Raw genomic sequence first — 17,681 nt, forward strand, 5'->3', positions numbered from 1 at the left:
CGGCATGGAGAATCGGAGCTGGAAATCGGCGCACGTTTGGGCAAGCGCAGCACTGTTTGCTCGATTACCACACAACTCCGCTACAGCTCGGTCACGAACTCTGTCTGTTCAGTAAGAATTGTGGAAACGCTCGCGCGCTGCTGTCATACTCGTGCAATTGCCAAGGCGTTTGACGCCCGCCCCTGCGTGGGCGGAAACAGCAGGAAGTCTTATGAATCACGCCCCACGAGTGAATTGCGGCCACACAGCCGGTAGTGCGGTTGGGTGCCGATGACTGCCTTTACGCAGCTGAAACAGGCTGACGGCACCCTCGTCGAATTTTCCCCAACACCATCGGTTCCGGCCAAGCGCCCTTCCCGCTGGTCGCCGGCCAACTGGCCGGTCAACCGGAAAGTCCTCGCGATCGTCGTCGTGCCGTTGATTCTGGCTGCGACGTTCGGTGGCTTACGTATCTATGCCAGTGCCAGCGCCGCCGGAGATCTCCGGTTGGCCGCTGACCGGGCCGAATTGATTCCCGGCATCGACAGCTATATGGCTGCGATGGAGGGCGTACTCATCGCAGCTACTGAAGGTGGCGATGGGCAGGCCGCGATGTCCACGTTCAATGAGCGGAAATCGGACCTGCAGCAACGCCTGGATGCCACCGATGCGGCTGAGGACGTGGATCAGGCCGTGAACGGCCTGCTCACCAAGGGGCCGGAACTGGTCGATGCGGTGATGTCGAATTCGATCGACCTGCGTCAGCGCATCCTCAATTACGGCCCGCTGCTGCTGACCGGGGAAGCTGCCATCACCGGTTCGGTGCACAGCAACCAGCAGTCGCTTCAGGCCCAGGTCGAGGCACTGGCCCGGGCGGTCGGTGCCCGCGGACAGATGGCCATCCAACAGATGCTGGTCACGGCCGGCGGCGCCGAGCCCGAACCGTTGTTGCGCACCTCGATGATCACGATGGCCGGTACCGAACCGTCCACCGTCGCGGCACTGACGAAGGTGCTTGGGGGTGGATCCCAGGAGGCGGCCACCCTGCGCGCCGAGATGGTCAAGCGGATGGCGATGATGTCCAACCCCGGGGTACCGCTGGTCGGTAATCCGGACATGCTGGCCTCGTTGCAGACCACCGACAAGATCGCCGGGCAGATCATCGAGAACACCACCGCGGCGATTCCGGCTGCGGTCGAGGCTCAGGCCAACGACGCTCGCAACGATGCGATCCGCGACGCGATCCTGGTTGCGACCGCGATAATCAGCGCCATCGTCATCGTGTTGTTGGTGGCGCGCTCGCTGGTGCGTCCGTTGCGGACGCTTCGGGACAGCGCGCTGCGGGTGGCTCACCAGGATCTGGCCAAGGAGATCGAACGGGTGCGCGCCGGCGGCGAGTTGGTGCCGGTGACCCCGATCCCGGTGCAGACCACCGAAGAGGTCGGTCAGGTGGCCCATGCCGTCGACGAACTGCACGAGCAGGCGGTGTTCCTCGCCGGTGAACAGGCTCAGCTGCAATTGCAGGTCTCGGACATGTTCGAGACATTGTCGCGGCGTAGCCGCTCCCTGGTCGACCAGCAGTTGTCGCTCATCGATCAGCTGGAGCGCAACGAGGACGACCCGCAACGCCTGGAGAGCCTGTTCCGGCTCGATCACCTCGCGGCCCGCATGCGCCGGAACGGGGCCAACCTGTTGGTGCTGTCCGGGTCCAAGCTGGCTCGCGAGCACAGCCGGCCGGTGCAACTGGCGACAGTCATCAACGCCGCGGCGTCGGAAGTCGAGGACTACACCCGCGTGGTCACCGCGTCGGTCGCCGACGTCGAGATCACCGGCTCCGCAGCCGGCGACCTGATCCATCTGCTGGCCGAGCTGCTCGACAATGCGCTGCGCTACTCGCCGCCGATCTCGCAGGTGCGGGTTTCGGCCGTGCATGCGGCCAAGGGCGCGTTGGTGATCGAGGTCAGCGACGTCGGCCTCGGCATGACGGAGGCCGACCTGCGGGTGGCCAACACCCGTCTGCAGTCCGGCGGTGAGGTCAACCCCTACACAGCGCGGCACATGGGTCTGTACGTGGTCGGACGTCTGGCCACTCAGCACGGTCTGGTGGTGCGGCTGCGCAGCACCGTCGCCGAAGAGCCGAGCTCGGGCACCACGGCAGGGGTCTACATCCCGGCCACGCTGCTGGCCCGCGACGGTGGCGACGCAGTCGACGACCTTCCCTATGGCATGCCCGTTGACGCCCATTCCGGGATCGCCACGGCGCTGTCGTTGGACGCCGATTCCGCGGATGGCTCGGACTTCGGGCTGGCCGAATCCAACCAGAACGGCGCCGAGGTTCCGTTCGATCTGCTGCCGCAACGCAGTCCGGGGGCCAGCGGTATCTCGGAGCTGCCGGGCACGCTCGCTCCGCAACCCGAGTCCGACGCCGAGGAGCCGGTCGAGGAGTCTGCGGACGAGCCGGTCAGTGAGTGGCCGCAGCAGTGGCCGGTGCATACCGAAGAGAGCGCGGCCCTGGCCAAGGGTGAAGCCAAGGGCGAACCCGGGGGAGCGGCGGACGCAGCGGACGACACCGCGGCCGACGACGACGTTGAGTCCGGACGTCTGACACCCACGAACACCTCGTCGTTCTTCGCATCCCGCGGACAGGCCACCAACGGCGTCAACGGCCTCAACGGCGTCAACGGCCTCAACGGCGTCAACGGTCTCAACGGCGTCAACGGGCTCAACGGTGTGCACGTACCGGTTCATGATTCCGGCGAGGAACCGGATGAACCGCTGGAATCCGCCCCGGTCGAGGCTGAAAGTCCAGACGCGCAGGGCGACTCGATCTACCAGTCGATGGTGTCGGAATTCGACATCGATCCAACGACCCATGTGCGCAGCGCCGACCTGGACTGGAAGACGGTCTGGGAGAAGGGCTGGTCGGTGGCCGCCGCGGCGCAGGATGCGCCCGTCGAGCAGCACACCGAGGAAGGCCTGCCCATGCGTACGCCGGGTGCCCGCCTGGTGCCGGGCGGCGTTGCAGCGGTGGCCGCGGCCGTGGGCGAGTCCAACGGCCGTCACCGCAACGGTGGAGTACACCGTAACGACGACGGCTCCGAGACGGTAGCATCGGCAGACGAACCTGACAGCGGCATGTTCACGGCGTTCAAACCGCGTGATCCTGAGGCCGTCCGCGCGAGCACCAGCAACCTTTTCGGAGGCGTGCACGCCGGGCGATCGCATGCCCGTGAGACCAGAGGAACCGATAACGAATGACCCGTCCGACGCAACGCGACTCCCTGGACTGGCTCGTGTCCAAGTTCGCCCGCGAGGTATCCGGGGTGTCCCACGCGGTGCTGGTTTCGGCCGACGGACTGCTGATGGCAGCCAGCGAACACATGCCGATCGAGCGGGCCGACCAGCTCGCCGCGGTCTCCTCCGGCCTGGCCAGCCTGGCCACCGGAGCATCGCAGTTGTTCAACGGTGGCCATGTGATGCAGTCGGTGGTCGAGATGGAGAACGGCTACCTGCTGTTGATGCGGGTCGGTGACGGCTCCAACCTGGCCACCCTGACCGCCCCGTCGTGTGACATCGGGCAGGTCGGTTACGAAATGGCCATTCTGGTCGAGCGGGTCGGCGCGGTGGTGCAGTCCTCGCGCCGTACGCCGCAGCCGTCCTGAGTCCCCGACCCCTTCTGCCCATCGCGAGGTGCCTGTGGACGAACCGGAAACCACCGATCGACCGAGTTTGGTGCGGCCGTACACCCTGACGGCCGGCCGCACCGACTCGCGTGTGCACCTTCCGCTGGAAGCACCGGTGCAAAAAACCGACACGACGCGTGAACCGCGTTGGACTACACACGATGTGCGCGCACAGATCGTAGAGTTGTGCACCGGCAGTCCTTCGGTTGCCGAGATTGCCGCTCATTTATCTCTCCCGCTCGGCGTCGCGCGCGTGCTGATCGGGGACTTGGTGACGCAGGGTTATCTAGAGGTGCAAGCCACCCTCGACGACTCGGCTAGCTTCGACGAACGCCGCGAATTGATTGGAAGGACCCTGCGTGGCCTACGAGCACTCTGAACCCCGCTCGGCCTCCGGCGGCGGCGCCCCCCGACGTGGGGCTGCCTCGACGAAGATCGTCATTTCTGGCGGGTTCGGGGCAGGGAAGACGACCTTCGTGGGCGCGGTCTCCGAGATCATGCCGCTGCGTACAGAAGCGTTGGTCACCAACGTGTCCGAGGGCGTCGACGCCCTGGACGGCACCCCGGACAAGCGCACCACGACGGTCGCGATGGACTTCGGCCGGATCACGCTGGACGAGGAGCTGGTGCTGTACCTGTTCGGCACGCCCGGGCAGCGACGCTTCTGGTTCATGTGGGACGACCTGGTGCGCGGTGCGATCGGAGCGATCATCCTGGTCGACGTCCGTCGCCTGCAGGACAGCTTCGCCGCGGTGGACTTCTTCGAGGCCCGCAAGCTGCCGTTCATCGTCGCGGTGAACGAGTTCGACGAAGCGCCAAAGCATCCCACCCAGGCGGTGCGCAAGGCACTGGCGCTGCCGGAGCACATCCCGGTGGTCGCCGTGGATGCCCGTGACCGCAACTCGGCCAAGGCTGCGCTGATCGCGGTCACCGAGTACTCGTTGAGCACGCTTTCCGCGTTGCCTGGCTGAGGCGTGGTAGCTGACGAAATCGCCTGGGCGGACAGGGAATTCACGGGCGTAGACTTCCGGGCCGAGGAATATGACGGAGCTCTGAGCCGGTTGACCACCGAGCGTGTGGTGTTCACCGAGTGTGATTTCAGTGGCGTCGACTTGTCCGAGTCTCATCATTTCGGCTCGGCATTCCGCAACTGCACTTTCCGTCGCGCCACGTTGTGGCACAGCACGTTCACCAACTGCAGCCTGCTGGGTTCGGTGTTCACCGAGTGCCGGCTGCGGCCGATCAAGATCGTCGAGTCGGATCTGACGCTGGCCGTGTTGGGCGGCTGCGATCTGCGTGGCGTCGACCTGTCGGACTGCCGGTTACGCGAGGCCAGTCTGGTCGGGGTGGACCTGCGCAAGGCGGTGCTACGGCAGGCGGACCTGTCCGGGGCCCGGGTGCAGGACGCGAAGCTGGACGAGGCAGATCTGCGCGGCGCCCGCGTCGACCCCACCTTCTGGACCACGGCGAAGCTGCGCGGCGCCAAGATCGACATCAGCCAGGCGCTGGCCTACTCGGCCGCGCATGGCCTCGACGTTCACGGGGGCTGACCTCTCCCGCTCGCGGAGAGGACTCAGGCGGACTTCAGGCGGATCCGCCAGCGGACGAACCCGGTGTAGACGATGCAGATCAGCACGAGGATGCCGATGTTGATCAGCCACACCGACGGGGTGTGCTTCCAGTGCGAGTCGGCGGGCAGCAGGGGCGGCGGCACCAGGCGGGTCAGGTCGACGGTCGATGCCGAGGCGGCGAAGCCCCAGCGCGCCGGCGTGATCCAGGACAACTGATCCAGTACGACCCGGTCGGTCACCGGGATCATGCCGCCGGAGAACACCAGCTGGCTCATCACGGTCACGACCAGCAGCGGCATGATCTGCTCGGCTGAGCGGGCCAGTGCCGAAAGCGCGAGCCCCACCATCGCCGAGGCCACACACGTCATCGAGATGTCGATGAACAATTCGAGGTTGCGGCCACCGATGAAGGCACCGCTGTCGACTGCGCCCGGGCCCCAGCCCTTGCCGAGGATCGTGATCACCGTAACGATGGCGGACTGGATCACCGCGAACACCGCGAAGACGGCGACCTTGGCCATCAGATATGCCGTGGTCGACAGGCCGACCGCCTGCTCACGCCGGAAGATCGCCTGTTCACCGATCAGAGCCCGGATGGTCAGCGCGGTGCCCATGAAGATTGCGCCGACGTTGAGCATCACCAGGATCTGGCCTGCTTCGTTGGGGGCCTCGCCGCCTTGGATGGCCGGCACCGGCAGACCGAACCCGACATCGCCGGGCACCGACAACGACAGCACACCCATGATGAACGGCAGCATCAACAGGAATGCGGTGTAGCCGCGGTCGGACACGATCAGCCGCACTTGTCGGCGGGCGATCGTGGAGAGCTGGCGGAACAGGCTGGTGTGCGTCGGCTCGCCGAGGCTTTCCGGTTTCTCCGCGGGCGGTTTCGGGGGTAGCGGGCCGTGCTTGGCGAGGTACCGCTGCTTGGCCCCTTCCGGGTCACCCGCGACCGTGCTGAAGATGTCGGCCCAGTTGGTGGTGCCGAGTTCCTCGCCGATCTGGTCAGGTGGGCCGCAGAACGCCGTCTTCCCACCGGGTGCCAGCAGCAGCACCTGGTCGCAGACGTCGAGATATGTCAGCGAGTGGGTGATGACCAGCACGACGCGGCCGGCGTCGGCGAGCTGGCGCAGCATCGTCATGACCTGGCGGTCCAGTGCCGGGTCCAGACCCGAGGTCGGTTCGTCGAGGATCAGCAGTGACGGGCCGGTCAGCAGTTCCAGTGCGACCGAGGCGCGCTTGCGTTGTCCGCCGGACAGCTTTTCGACCCGCGTGTCGAGATGTTTGGTCATCTCGAGTTCTTCGAGCACCTGCATGACGACCTGTTCGCGGTCGGCTTTGGTGGTGTCCGGCGGCAGCCGCAGCTCGGCGGCGTACATGAGTGCCTGCCGGACGGTGAGCTGACCGTGCACGACATCGTCCTGCGGCACCATGCCGATCCGGGAGCGCAGCGAGGCGTACTCGGCGTGGACGTCGTGGCCCTCGAAGGTGACCGTGCCGCTCGTCGGATGGGTCAGGCCGGCGACCTGTCGGGCGAATGTGGACTTGCCCGCACCCGACGGGCCGATGACGGCGGTCAGCATGCCCGGTCGCGCGTCGAGCGAGATGTTCTCGAGCAGCGTCTTGTTGCCCTCGATCGTCCAGGTCAGGGCCCGCACCTCGAGCCCTCCGGTGCGGGTGTCGGCCTCGGTCTTGCTGCCGCGCACCAGGGTGCCGCCGGAGAACACCAGGTCGACGTTGCCGATGGTGACCACGTCACCGTCGTGCAGGACCGCGGAATCGACCCGCGCGCCGTTGACGAAGGTGCCGTTGATGCTGCGCTCGTCGCGGATCGCGGTGCCGCCGGTCATCGGGATCAACGTGGCGTGATGCCGCGAGGCCAGCACGTCGGGGATGACGATCTCGTTGTCGGTCGCGCGGCCGATCTTCACTGCACCTGCCGGCGCCGCGGTGGTGCGCCCGGGCCGCAGGATCTTGAGCATGCTGGTCGCGATGTTGCCGCCGGGCTCGCTGCTACCGCGGTCCGAGGTGGCGGCCGGGCCCATCGTCGTCGGTGCGGCGGCCGGGTTCGAGTTGCGAACCGGCTGGGGCTGATAGGCCTGGGGCCCGCTGGGGAGGCCGGTCTGGGGGCCACTGGGATACCCGCTCTGCGGTCCGCTCGGGTAGCCGCCTTGCGGGCCGCTGGGATATCCGGTCGGCGGCGTCGGGTAGCGCGGTTGGGGACCGGAGGAGTGGCCGGGGCGCGGCGCCACCGGCGGTGGGCCGTACTGCTGCCGGGCGGGGGCAGCGGCCTGGGTGGGCCAGGCACCACTGGGCCGGTTCGCGATCGGCACCGCCGCGGTCGGTGTGCGGCCGACGGACCCCTCTTGGACCCGGCCGACCTCGAAGGTCAGCTGCGGGCCGTCCGGGTTGCCGATGTTGACGACCTGGCCGTCGTGGATGTCGATCGTGGGCACCCGGCGGCCGTTGGCATACATGCCGTTGAGGCTGCCGTTGTCGATCGCGATCCATCGACCTTGGTCGAAGCGCAGCACCACATGGGCACGCGAGATCAGCGGGTGGGCGATGCGGACGTCGGCGCGGAGGTCCCGGCCGATGACGACATCGTTGCCCGGGGCGAAGGTACGGGTCGATCCGTCGTAACGAACGGTCAGCGCAGGGCTCATCGTGCTCAACTCTATCGGTAGTTTTCACCGGGGCCGGGCCGTTGCGGGGGTGTCGCGGCGTGTGACGATGACACGCATGGTTTCTGACGGGGCGCAGAAGGTGGCCGGCCGGGTGCTCGGCGTGCTGCGGTGGGTGGGCACGGTGCTGGCCGGCGCGGCAGCGGTGTGGCTGGTGTGGGCGGCGGTGCTGGGTGCCTGGGCGCGGTTGGTCGCACCCCGCAGTGCAGGTGAAAGTGCCTGGTACGTATTCACCCTGCACCGCTGGGGTGATGCGTTGCCGAACCGGATGGCGCTGATGGTGGTGGTGATCGCGGTGGTGCTGATCGCGGCGATGGCCTACAGCCTCTGGCGCGGACGCACCGACCGCGACCTCGCGGCCACCCCGGCGGGCGCGGCGGGTGTGGCGGCGCTGCTGGTCATCGCCTACGTCAGTCAGGGCATTCCGGCGTTCTACCGCAGGGTGATGGACAGCGCCCCGGTCACCACGGCGTTGCCTCTCGGTGCGGGGGCGTGGTGGTTGTGCCTGGCCGGTGCAGCGGCGACCTTATTGGCGGCCCGGGCCATCCCGCGCTTGGACCGCGGCTCGGTGAAGTTGCTGGCGGTCGGTGCAGCGATCGCTGTCGTGGTTGCCGCGGTGGTGACCGTGGGTGCGTTGCGCGCCGGTGACGATGGACGCTTCATCGACGCCACGAAAGCTGCAGCTACCGATGCGGAGGCAATGCCGGCCGTGCTGGGGAAGCGGACGTTCACGGTGTCGGCGCCCGATGCGTTCGCCGACAAAGGTGTGCCGGTGTACGACATCGGTTCTGCCGGGGCCGGTTTCGCGGTGTATCGGGACGGCCGCATCACGACGTACGGTTCCGACGGCAAGGAGCGCTGGCACTACGCGCGTACCGGACCGACCGATGTCGGCGTCAACGGGATGCGGGTGGTCGACAATGGCGCCACGATATTGGCGTTCATCGGAGGTGGCCTGGTCGGGTTGGATGCCCTCACCGGGGAGCAACTTTGGGCCAGTGCCGATGCGGACGTGTATGAAGCGGCCCGCGGACGTTTTCGGTCCGCAACCGGTCCGTTCATCGTGGGCTGGAACGACGAGCGCATCTGGACCCGGTATGACAGCCGGACCGGCCGCGCGTTGTGGAGCGTGCCCGCACCTCATCCTGGTTGCGGTGTTGTCGAACCCGTGGTGGCCGCGTCCGGTGTGGTGTCCACGGTGCAGTGCCAGGACGGCAAGGTCTGGTTGAGTGTGCTGGATCCCGAAACCGGGCAAATCGGTTGGGACACAGTGCTGACGGAGCGAAAGATCGATCCGAAGGCGCCGATCGAGCAGCGCTACCTGAAACTCGGGGCCCGCCCGGCCAACGGTATCGGAGTATTCGTTTCACTGCTCGGCTCCGGTACGCCGGACAGTGCCCTGTATGCCGACATCGTGCACCGCACCGTCACCGCATTGCCGGCAGACGGTCGCTTCGCCGAATCATACGGTCCCAGTGATGATTTCGTCGTGTGGTATCTGACCGACGGGAATGCCCGGCTGACCCTGTTCGGTCCTGACGGGCGTCAACGGTGCCAGATTCCCGATGGTGTCGAGCCGGTTCGGATGAACGTGCCGAGTCTCCGCGTGGATCAACCTGCCTTTGTCTCGTTCCCTGGCGCGCTGCTCCTCGCCGACCGCGGTTCGCGGGGCGGCGCAGGATCGCTGCGTACCTTCGACGCGAAGACGTGCGCTCAGACCGCGGCGGTCCCCGCGGAATCGGTCGAAGGACTACTCCCGGTGCCTGGCACGGTGCTGGTGCTGCGGCGTGACGGGCAGACGCTGCAGATCGACGGGTACACCGCTTAAGTGGGTGTCTCGGCCAGTGTGGGTACGGCTTCTGCCGGGTAGCGGTCCTGGGCGTCCCAGACGTCCCAGGTCTGCACGGCCCAGAACACCGCGAACAGCACGATGAGGATGAGTTCGACGGTGATCACGCCGAAATGCCATCCCAGGATCAGCAACACCACACCGGCCACCACGGTGACGAGCATCAGCGCGGCGATGGTCGCGTAGAACCGGGCCAGGTGCCGGCGCACGGCGGCCCGCGCGTAGCACGCGTGGTAGACCGCGACGAGTGTGATGGCCAGGAACATCGCCACCGCGGCGATGACGTGTGCGTGTTGGGCGAACCAGTCCCACAGCATCAACGGGGCGCCGGCGATGGAGATGACCAACAGTGCTGTCGGGAGCCATTTTTCGACGCGAAGCAGCGCGGTGGCGACGGTCTTCCACAGGGTGGCGGCCTCAGCGCAGGACGGTTCGGACGGCACGGGCGGCATTTGCGGGCGACGCCAGCGACCGAGCGCCAGGTACATCCCGGTGCCGACGGCGACGGCCACGAACAACGCGGCGACGTTGTTGGCGACGCCGCCGAAGGGGTCGGCCACCGTGGGAAGCCATGGCTGACACAGGTCGTCGCCGGGACCGGTGGGCACCAGCGCCACGATGAAGGCCATGAACCCGGAGTAGTTCAACAGGGCGTCCTCACCGATCCGGCTGCCCTTGTAGGCGATGAGGCAGATGCCGATCGCACACAGGGAGGCCAGAAACACTGCGTGGGTGCGCGTGTAGAAGAACGCGCTGATCGACCCCTGCGGACAACTGTGCGTCCACGTCAACGCCAGTGAGGCCAACAGGAAAACCACCAGCGCGACCAGGCCGACCCGCACGTAGCGGTAGGTCACCATGGTGTCGCTGGTGAAATCGGTGCTCACTTCACGAGTGTGTCCGGAGCTCCTGTCACCACGCAATGGGTGTGGCTGTAGATCGTCGGCATGCACTCGTTGCAGTGCGTGCAAAGCGATCTGACCGAACCCTTTTCGTTCTCTGCCTTGATCCGGTTGAGCAGGTCCGGCTCGGCGAGCAGTGCGCGGCCCATCGCGACGAAGTCGAAGCCCGCCGCCATCGCCCGGTCCATGGTCTCGCGGTTGGTGATGCCGCCCAGCAGGATGATGGGCATGGTCAGCTCGGCGCGGAACTTCTCGGCGTCGCGCATCAGATACGCCTCGTGGTACGGGTATTCGCGGAAGAACTTGTTGCCGCTCATCCGGATGCCCCAGCTGATCGGGGGTTTGAAGTTCGCGGCGAACTCCTTGACCGGCGCGCCGCCGCGGAACAGGTACATCGGGTTGACCAGCGAGCTGCCTGCGGTGAGCTCGATGGCGTCCAGGCCGCCGTCTTCCTCGAGCCACTTCGCGGTCTGTAGCGACTCGTCGATCGGGATGCCGCCGCGGATGCCGTCGCTCATGTTGAGTTTGGCGATGACGGCGATCTTCTTGCCGCCGTGCTTGTCGACGGCGTCGCGCACCGCGCGCACCACACCGCGGGCCACCTTCGCCCGGTTCTCCAGTGAACCGCCGAACTCGTCGGTGCGCCGGTTGATCAGCGGGGACAGGAACGAGCTGGCGAGGTAGTTGTGGCCGAGGTGAACCTCGACCGCGTCGAATCCCGCGTCGATGGCCAGTCGCGCGGCGTTCGCGTGCGCTTCGGTGACGTCGCGGATGTCGTCGATCGAGGCCTTCTTGGCGAACCGCATCGACAGCGGGTTGAAGAACCGCACCGGCGCGAGCGCCTTGGCCTTGTTCGTGCGCGAGTTGGCCACCGGCCCGGCATGGCCGATCTGGGCACTGATCGCCGCGCCTTCGGCGTGGACGGTCTCGGTGAGTTGGGTCAGTCCGGGCACGGCCTCGGGCCGCATCCAGATCTGCCAACCGTCGGTGCGGCCGCCGGGGGCCACGGCACAGTAGGCGACGGTGGTCATGCCCACGCCACCGGCTGCGGGCAGCCGGTGATAGTTGATCAAATCCTCGGTGACCAGCGCGTTGGGAGTGGACGCTTCGAAGGTCGCGGCTTTGATGATGCGGTTGCGCAGCGTCACCGGACCGAGTTTGGCCTCACTGAAAACATCAGTGAACACATTGGGCTGGGTGTTCATATGCTGAGCCTGCCACGCGACTGACACAATGGCACCCGTGGGTTCCATTGTGTTGGACGGTAAGGCCACGCGCGACGAGATCTTCGTCGATCTCAAGCAGCGCGTCGCGAAATTGACCGAAGCGGGCCGGACGCCCGGGCTCGGGACCGTGTTGGTCGGCGACGATCCCGGGTCACAGGCATATGTGCGCGGCAAGCATGCCGACTGCGCAAAGGTCGGGATCAACTCGATCCGCCGCGACCTGCCGGCCGACATCACCCAGGCCCAGCTCGACGAGACGATCGACGAGCTCAACGCCAACCCGGATTGCACGGGCTACATCGTGCAGCTGCCGCTGCCCAAGCATCTGGACGAGAACGCCGCGTTGGAGCGCATCGATCCGGCCAAGGACGCCGACGGTCTGCATCCCACGAATCTCGGTCGGCTGGTGCTCGGTAAGGAGGCAGCGCTGCCGTGCACGCCCCGCGGCATCGTCCACCTGTTGCGCCGGTTCGACGTGCCGATCGCCGGCGCGCATGTCGTGGTCATCGGCCGCGGGGTCACCGTCGGTCGGCCGATGGGCCTGCTGCTGACCCGGCGCTCGGAGAACGCCACGGTGACGCTGTGTCACACGGGCACCCGTGATCTGCCCGCTCTGACGCGGCAGGCCGACATCATCATCGCCGCGGTCGGTGTACCGCACATGGTGACTGCCGACATGGTCAAGCCCGGCGCGGCCGTCGTCGACGTCGGTGTGAGCCGGGTGGACGGCAAGCTGACCGGCGACGTCGCGCCCGATGTCTGGGACGTGGCCGGGCACGTGTCACCCAACCCGGGCGGGGTGGGTCCGCTGACGCGGGCGTTCCTGCTGACCAACGTCGTCGAGCTCGAAGAGTCGAAACTGGCGTGACCGTGAACGAGTTCGTCCGCAAGGTGTTCGCCGGGCAGTGGCCGATCCTGTCGGTCGGGCTGATCTTCATCGCGGCGTTCGCTTTGGTGGTGGCGGGCTACTGGCGCCGTGGCGCGCTGGTCATCGGGATCGGCGTGGGCGCGGCGGCGGCGCTGCGGCTGGCCCTGACCGATGACAGGGCCGGGCTCCTGGTGGTGCGTTCGAAGACCATCGACTTCACGACCACCGCGACGGTGAGTGCCATCGTGCTCTACATCGCCTGGACCATCGACCCGCTCGGCACCAGTTAGCCGACTGCGGCGAACAACGCCGCCCACTGTTGTGCCGTCAAATCCCGTGGGAGTGCCGACGGCTGAATTCCATTGGCGAGCAACCACCGCCGGTCGACGTGACGGCGCAGGATCTGCGCCATGCCGCGGCCCCGGCCGGTGAACACCTCGTGCGCCAGTGCTTGATATCGGCGACGGTCGGCCCAGGGGATCAGAGGTTCGCCGCGGCGTTCGATGATCAGCAGCCCGGCGTCCACCCCGGGCCGTGGCCGAAAGGCGTCCGCGGAAACCCTTCGTGCCAAACCGAATTCGAACCACGGCCACCACTGCGCCGTCATCATGGTGGCGCCGCCGACTGCGGCCCGCCGGCGGGCCACCTCCCACTGCGTCAGCAGTACGGCGTCGGTCCACCCCGGGTCGTGCAGCAGCCGCCGGAGGATCGCGGTGGTCAGGTGGAAGGGCAGGTTACCCACGACCACGTGCGGCATCGCCGGCAGCCGGTACTGCAGGAAGTCTGTGGTGACCACCTCGGCCGAGGTTCGGGCAGCCAGTCGTCTTGCTCTTCGGCGATCGATCTCGATGGCGGTCAGCGGTCGGTTCAGCCGTTGGAGCGGCAGGGTCAGTGCGCCGTCACCGGCGCCGATCTCGACAATGGGACCGGTTGTGCGCGAGACCAATCTGACGATATCGGCGACCACTCGACGGTCGCACAGAAAATTTTGGCCGAACTCGTGCCGGCCGTGATGAGTTGAAGACACGGATACTCCGCAGACGCAGGGACAAAGCTGCTGCGGCGGACGATTCGGAGAAAGTGAAGATCCGCCGTTATGCGATGCGCAAGCGGATGTAGGTCACTGACATGGCTGCCACTGTAGGTAGGTGGTGATGCAGCTTCAACTGATTTTCGGCGTGGCCTTCAGGGCGGCGGCCACGATCGGCTTGGCCCAGTCCGGGGTGTTCGACAGGTCGGCCGGCCCGACGACCTCACCGCGGGCCACATGTAGGACCAGCACCGGCAGCGGTGCCTGCTCGCCGGCCGGATCGGCGTCGGCGGAGTTGTCGTAGACGCGCAGTTCGGTGACCACCGGAATCAATTGGACGAGGTTCTGCCTGCTGTGCCGCCAGCGACGCCGGATCGAGGATTCGGGGATGTCGTGACCGCCGGTGCCGACCCGGTGATGCACCCGCGCGATGTGCAATTCGGGTGAGGACAGCCCGACGTACCAGATGCGCACCTCGAAGCCTTCGGTGGCGGCCTCGGTCAACAGCCGGGGGATGGTGCTGCCGGCGAGCGTGGATTCGATGGCCAGGTCGAGCTTTTCGGCGACGGCGCGTTCCAGCAGCCGCTTGCCTTGATGCCAGGCCAGGCTGTTGGCCCGGGTTTGGTCGAGTTCAGGGTTGGCGGCCACCAACTTGCGGGCGGCCTCGTCGGGGTTGAAGTAGTCGCCTCCGAAGGAGCGGATGGCGGCACCGCCGATGCTGCTCTTGCCGGCGCCGTTGACGCCGGCAAGGACGTAGATACCGGGCACCTGCCGCGCTCAGCCTCGGTGAGCTGCCGATTGTGCCGCGGCGCCGAGCTGTTCGGGTGTGGCGTCGAAAGCTGCCGCCATGGCGGCCTTGGATTCCGGTGCCTGCATGCGTGCCAGCAGGGTGTCGAACTCGTCGGTCAGTTCGTCGAGGGCCGGGGCGCCGGCGTGGGTGAGCGCCTCGAACTCGGCGTAGGAGATCAGCACCGCTTTGGGGGCATTGTGTTTGGTGATCGTGACGGCGCCGCCGAGGGCCGCCTGTTCGACGATCGCGGCGAACTCGTTCTTGAACCGGGTGGCCGCCACGCTGGGAACGTCGACCAGCTCGCCGGCGCGGTTGCGGAAAGTCAGAGTAGCCATGTGGCCATTTTAGCCATTTTGGCGATTTCATCCACTGCGGATCCTCACAGGAAATGCCCAGCAGGCAAGATTGCCTAGTGGGCAAGAATTGGTCTACCGTGGTGGCATGGCACCGGGACTGCGGGAACGCAAGAAGCTCGACACGCGCCGGGCGCTGAGCGATGCGGCGCTGACCCTGGCGTTCGAGCGCGGCCTGGAGAACGTCACCCGCGAGGACATCGCCGATTTGGCCGGGGTCTCCCTGCGCACCTTCACCAACTACTTCGCCGGCAAGTACGACGCGCTGGCATACCGGCAGCAGGAGCGCTTGCGCCGCAGTATCGACCTGCTGAGGTCCCGCCCGGCCGACGAACCGCTGTGGACCGCCATCACTGAGTCCGTGCTCAATCCGGTGGATGCCGACATGTCTGACGTCTACGGTGTGGAGAACGCGCTGCCGACCCGCCAGCAGCTGGGCGAGGTCCGAAAACTACTGATGATCCCGGAGATTCGCGATGCGACCTTCCGGGGGATGTCCGACGAGTGGGTGACGGCGATCGCCGAACGGACCGGCACCGACCCGGAACGGGACATGTACCCGCGTCTGGTGGCCGCCGTGGTGCGAGCGGTCGGCGATGTCGCGATGGACGAGTACGGGATCGCCGATCCGCCAGTGTCTTTCACGTCACTGCTGCGCAAAGGGTTCGCGGCGGTCGCTGCGGGCCTGCCTGAACCATCACCGCCGATTTCTACCTGAGGGTTGCGGCGGCCGCCAGTCAACTGCCCTGGCGTCGCAACCGACGCACACGGGGCACGAAACATATGGAGAGAAATCATGACCGAAACAGATGTCGTCATCTCGGGCGCCGGCCCCAACGGCCTGCTGGTGGCGGGAGAGTTGGCCCTGGCCGGGGTGCGTCCGGTGGTGCTCGAGCAATTGCCCGAGCCCAGTGCGGAGCTCAAGGCCAACGGCATTGTCGGACAGGCCAACCGAGTCCTCGATCTGCGCGGCCTTTACCAGGAGCTCAGCGGGACGGGTCAGGCGCCGGAGCCGATGGCCGGCTACATCTTCGCGGGCATGCAGGTGCCGTTCATCGATGTCGTCGACAACCCGATGTACGGCATGCTGATCCAGCAGCCGCGCGTGGTGCGGCAATTGGTGGACTGGGTGCAGAGCCTCGGGGTCGAGATCCGCTGGGGCCACGAGCTCGTCGGTCTAGAGCAGGGCGCTGCAGGCGTCTTCATAGACGTCGCCTCACCGTCGGGTCACTACCGGTTGCCGGCCACCTACCTGGTCGGGGCCGATGGCGGCCGCAGCCCGGTCAGGAAGCAGGCGGGTATCGAGTTTCCCGGGCTCACGACGGATGTGGTCGCCAGGGTGGCCCACGTCAGCGTGCCGGATGAACTGCGCAGCGGGTACGGAGAATTGAATGTTCCCGGTCTGGGGCGAATCCCCTTTGGGCACAATCGTTTCGACGGTGGTGTGCTGATCTATGCGGAATTCCAGCCGGGACGGTCGATGGTCGGGACCATCGAGTATGGGTCGCTGCTGCCCGACGCCGCTCCGGAGATGACCATCGACGAACTGCGGGCGAGCGTGAACCGGGTTGTCGGCGCCGACGTGCCGATAGCGCCCCCGAACTGGCCTGGCCCGCATGCTCTGCGGCGGATCAACGGCCAGAACACCCGTCAGGCCTCGCAGTACCGCGCCGGCAATGTCTTCCTGGTCGGCGATGCGGCGCATGTGCATTCGGCCATGGGCGGGCCCGGGCTGAACCTGGGCATGCAGGATGCGATGAACCTGGGCTGGAAACTGGCCGCGGCCGTGCAGGGCTGGGCACCCGACAGCCTGCTGGACAGCTATCACAGCGAGCGCTGGCCGGCCGGACAGCGGGTGATGATGCACTCGATGGCCCAGGCCGCCCTGATGGCCGCTGGTCCCGAAGTCACTGCGCTGCGAACACTTTTCGGTGAGCTGCTGGCGACGCCGGACGGCTCGGCGCACATCGCCGGGCTGCTCTCCGGCTCCGATGTCCGCTATGACGTCGGCGATGAGCACCGGCTGTCCGGATACTTCGTTCCCGACTTCGCGCTCGACGACGGGCGTCGGGTTGCCGAGTTGCTGCGCGCGGGCCGACCGGTCTTGCTCGACCTGTCCGGCGGAGAGTACGCCGCCGTGGCACAGGGTTGGCGCGATCGCGTCGATGCCTGCGTGTCGTCGGCGGGGGGTCCTGCCGCGGCTCTCCTCATCCGGCCCGACGGCTATATCGCTTGGGCTGCAGACGAATCCACCGAAGCCGACCCGGAGCGTCTGCATGCTGCGCTGGAGCGCTGGTTCGGGCCCGAGACGGATCTGGCGGAACTCAGCGCCTGAGGGCGCGGCGCAGGACGCTGGGACGGCGGGCGATCTTCGGCCCGACCATGAGTGCGAACGCGGTGATCGCCAACCACGGCCGGAGGTGCGGTCGCAGACGCCGAATCTGACCATTGTCGTCGAGTTCGAACACCAGCGCGTCGGTGATGTTCAGGCCCCCGACCCGGCCTTCGCTGACGGCCACGCGCGTCGGACCCTCGCCGATCACCTCGTCCCAGGTGAGCTCTCGCAAACCGCCGTACACCGCGGTGAGCAGTGTGCGGAGATCATCGTGTCCGCGGAAAACCATGCGGCCGGACAACGGTGAGACGAGCTCTGCGTCGCGAGCCAGCGTGGTCATCAATCGGTCGATGTCGTTGGAGCGGGTGGCCTCACAGAACGCGGTAACCGAGTCGGTGGTAGCGGTCATCG

The 17,681-nt window shown here is 66.9% G+C and carries 17 protein-coding genes; 10 read left to right on the top strand and 7 right to left on the bottom strand.

Features of this window, described 5'->3' with window-relative positions:
- The first annotated feature begins 270 nt into the window (after positions 1-270).
- From ACZYZF_RS11355 to ACZYZF_RS11375, 5 genes are read left to right on the top strand one after another with little or no spacing between them, the layout of a single operon-like run.
- Positions 271-3,237 carry a HAMP domain-containing sensor histidine kinase gene (locus ACZYZF_RS11355; RefSeq protein WP_463835716.1) on the top strand — a complete coding sequence of 989 codons (2,967 nt, stop codon included), beginning with the start codon at positions 271-273 and terminating at the stop codon, positions 3,235-3,237.
- Positions 3,234-3,641, top strand: a complete 408-nt coding sequence (locus ACZYZF_RS11360) for a roadblock/LC7 domain-containing protein (protein WP_029107096.1) — start codon at positions 3,234-3,236, stop codon at positions 3,639-3,641. The genes ACZYZF_RS11355 and ACZYZF_RS11360 overlap by 4 nt, the downstream gene beginning before the upstream one ends.
- A gap of 34 nt (positions 3,642-3,675) precedes the next feature.
- Positions 3,676-4,041 carry a DUF742 domain-containing protein gene (locus ACZYZF_RS11365; RefSeq protein WP_463744806.1) on the top strand — a complete coding sequence of 122 codons (366 nt, stop codon included), beginning with the start codon at positions 3,676-3,678 and terminating at the stop codon, positions 4,039-4,041.
- The gene (locus tag ACZYZF_RS11370) at positions 4,022-4,633 is read left to right on the top strand and encodes a GTP-binding protein (RefSeq protein WP_463744805.1); all 612 of its coding nucleotides are present in this window, start codon (positions 4,022-4,024) and stop codon (positions 4,631-4,633) included. The genes ACZYZF_RS11365 and ACZYZF_RS11370 overlap by 20 nt, the downstream gene beginning before the upstream one ends.
- Before the next feature lie 3 nt (positions 4,634-4,636).
- Positions 4,637-5,212 (top strand): pentapeptide repeat-containing protein, encoded by a 576-nt coding sequence (locus ACZYZF_RS11375; protein ID WP_463744804.1) that lies wholly within the window; start codon positions 4,637-4,639, stop codon positions 5,210-5,212.
- 23 nt (positions 5,213-5,235) lie between these two features.
- Here ACZYZF_RS11375 and ACZYZF_RS11380 read toward each other — a convergent pair whose 3' ends face one another.
- On the bottom strand, positions 5,236-7,899 hold the full coding sequence (locus ACZYZF_RS11380; RefSeq protein WP_463744803.1) for an ATP-binding cassette domain-containing protein: 2,664 nt from the start codon (positions 7,897-7,899) through the stop codon (positions 5,236-5,238).
- A gap of 76 nt (positions 7,900-7,975) precedes the next feature.
- Between ACZYZF_RS11380 and ACZYZF_RS11385 the strand changes: the two genes are divergently transcribed.
- Complete coding sequence (locus tag ACZYZF_RS11385) at positions 7,976-9,745, top strand: outer membrane protein assembly factor BamB family protein (protein WP_463835717.1); 1,770 nt, start codon at positions 7,976-7,978, stop codon at positions 9,743-9,745.
- Here the strand turns inward: ACZYZF_RS11385 and ACZYZF_RS11390 are convergent.
- Positions 9,742-10,626: a diphosphate--fructose-6-phosphate 1-phosphotransferase gene (locus ACZYZF_RS11390; protein ID WP_463745282.1), complete on the bottom strand. Its 885-nt coding sequence runs from the start codon at positions 10,624-10,626 to the stop codon at positions 9,742-9,744. The genes ACZYZF_RS11385 and ACZYZF_RS11390 overlap by 4 nt on opposite strands.
- Positions 10,627-10,649: 23 nt before the next feature.
- Positions 10,650-11,873 (bottom strand): NADH:flavin oxidoreductase, encoded by a 1,224-nt coding sequence (locus tag ACZYZF_RS11395; RefSeq protein WP_463835718.1) that lies wholly within the window; start codon positions 11,871-11,873, stop codon positions 10,650-10,652.
- 37 nt (positions 11,874-11,910) lie between these two features.
- On the opposite strand from ACZYZF_RS11395, the gene ACZYZF_RS11400 reads away from it, so the two are divergent.
- Positions 11,911-12,762 (top strand): bifunctional methylenetetrahydrofolate dehydrogenase/methenyltetrahydrofolate cyclohydrolase, encoded by an 852-nt coding sequence (locus ACZYZF_RS11400; protein ID WP_463744800.1) that lies wholly within the window; start codon positions 11,911-11,913, stop codon positions 12,760-12,762.
- Positions 12,759-13,052, top strand: coding sequence for a DUF3017 domain-containing protein (locus ACZYZF_RS11405; protein WP_463744799.1), 294 nt, complete (start codon positions 12,759-12,761; stop codon positions 13,050-13,052). The genes ACZYZF_RS11400 and ACZYZF_RS11405 overlap by 4 nt, the downstream gene beginning before the upstream one ends.
- Here ACZYZF_RS11405 and erm read toward each other — a convergent pair.
- From erm to ACZYZF_RS11420, 3 genes are all read right to left on the bottom strand, one after another.
- Positions 13,049-13,789: a 23S ribosomal RNA methyltransferase Erm gene (gene erm / locus ACZYZF_RS11410; protein ID WP_463835719.1), complete on the bottom strand. Its 741-nt coding sequence runs from the start codon at positions 13,787-13,789 to the stop codon at positions 13,049-13,051. The two genes, ACZYZF_RS11405 and erm, sit on opposite strands and share 4 nt — an antisense overlap.
- 135 nt (positions 13,790-13,924) lie before the next feature.
- Entirely contained in the window at positions 13,925-14,560 is a 636-nt protein-coding gene (locus tag ACZYZF_RS11415) for a zeta toxin family protein (RefSeq protein WP_463835721.1), read from the bottom strand.
- A 9-nt stretch (positions 14,561-14,569) separates the two neighbouring features.
- On the bottom strand, positions 14,570-14,917 hold the full coding sequence (locus ACZYZF_RS11420) for a type II toxin-antitoxin system Phd/YefM family antitoxin (RefSeq protein ID WP_463744796.1): 348 nt from the start codon (positions 14,915-14,917) through the stop codon (positions 14,570-14,572).
- A gap of 106 nt (positions 14,918-15,023) precedes the next feature.
- Here ACZYZF_RS11420 and ACZYZF_RS11425 point away from each other — a divergent pair, with 106 nt between their 5' ends.
- Both ACZYZF_RS11425 and ACZYZF_RS11430 read left to right on the top strand, forming a co-directional pair.
- Positions 15,024-15,653, top strand: coding sequence for a TetR/AcrR family transcriptional regulator (locus ACZYZF_RS11425; RefSeq protein ID WP_463835722.1), 630 nt, complete (start codon positions 15,024-15,026; stop codon positions 15,651-15,653).
- Between the two features lie 78 nt (positions 15,654-15,731).
- Positions 15,732-17,270 carry an FAD-dependent monooxygenase gene (locus ACZYZF_RS11430; RefSeq protein ID WP_463835723.1) on the top strand — a complete coding sequence of 513 codons (1,539 nt, stop codon included), beginning with the start codon at positions 15,732-15,734 and terminating at the stop codon, positions 17,268-17,270.
- Here ACZYZF_RS11430 and ACZYZF_RS11435 read toward each other — a convergent pair.
- Complete coding sequence (locus ACZYZF_RS11435) at positions 17,260-17,679, bottom strand: nuclear transport factor 2 family protein (RefSeq protein WP_463835724.1); 420 nt, start codon at positions 17,677-17,679, stop codon at positions 17,260-17,262. The two genes, ACZYZF_RS11430 and ACZYZF_RS11435, sit on opposite strands and share 11 nt — an antisense overlap.
- Positions 17,680-17,681 lie beyond the last annotated feature (2 nt).

The organism is Mycobacterium sp. IDUB_24 (assembly GCF_055419385.1).

What these genes read in the sequence shown, in the direction of transcription:
- ACZYZF_RS11420 (WP_463744796.1), bottom strand. Translation starts at nt 14,917, where the DNA reads ATGGCTACTCTGACTTTCCGCAACCGCGCCGGCGAGCTGGTCGACGTT.
- ACZYZF_RS11430 (WP_463835723.1), top strand. Translation starts at nt 15,732, where the DNA reads ATGACCGAAACAGATGTCGTCATCTCGGGCGCCGGCCCCAACGGCCTG.
- ACZYZF_RS11435 (WP_463835724.1), bottom strand. Translation starts at nt 17,679, where the DNA reads ATGACCGCTACCACCGACTCGGTTACCGCGTTCTGTGAGGCCACCCGC.
- ACZYZF_RS11385 (WP_463835717.1), top strand. Translation starts at nt 7,976, where the DNA reads ATGGTTTCTGACGGGGCGCAGAAGGTGGCCGGCCGGGTGCTCGGCGTG.
- ACZYZF_RS11390 (WP_463745282.1), bottom strand. Translation starts at nt 10,626, where the DNA reads ATGGTGACCTACCGCTACGTGCGGGTCGGCCTGGTCGCGCTGGTGGTT.
- ACZYZF_RS11425 (WP_463835722.1), top strand. Translation starts at nt 15,024, where the DNA reads ATGGCACCGGGACTGCGGGAACGCAAGAAGCTCGACACGCGCCGGGCG.
- ACZYZF_RS11380 (WP_463744803.1), bottom strand. Translation starts at nt 7,899, where the DNA reads ATGAGCCCTGCGCTGACCGTTCGTTACGACGGATCGACCCGTACCTTC.
- ACZYZF_RS11360 (WP_029107096.1), top strand. Translation starts at nt 3,234, where the DNA reads ATGACCCGTCCGACGCAACGCGACTCCCTGGACTGGCTCGTGTCCAAG.
- ACZYZF_RS11355 (WP_463835716.1), top strand. Translation starts at nt 271, where the DNA reads ATGACTGCCTTTACGCAGCTGAAACAGGCTGACGGCACCCTCGTCGAA.
- ACZYZF_RS11395 (WP_463835718.1), bottom strand. Translation starts at nt 11,873, where the DNA reads ATGAACACCCAGCCCAATGTGTTCACTGATGTTTTCAGTGAGGCCAAA.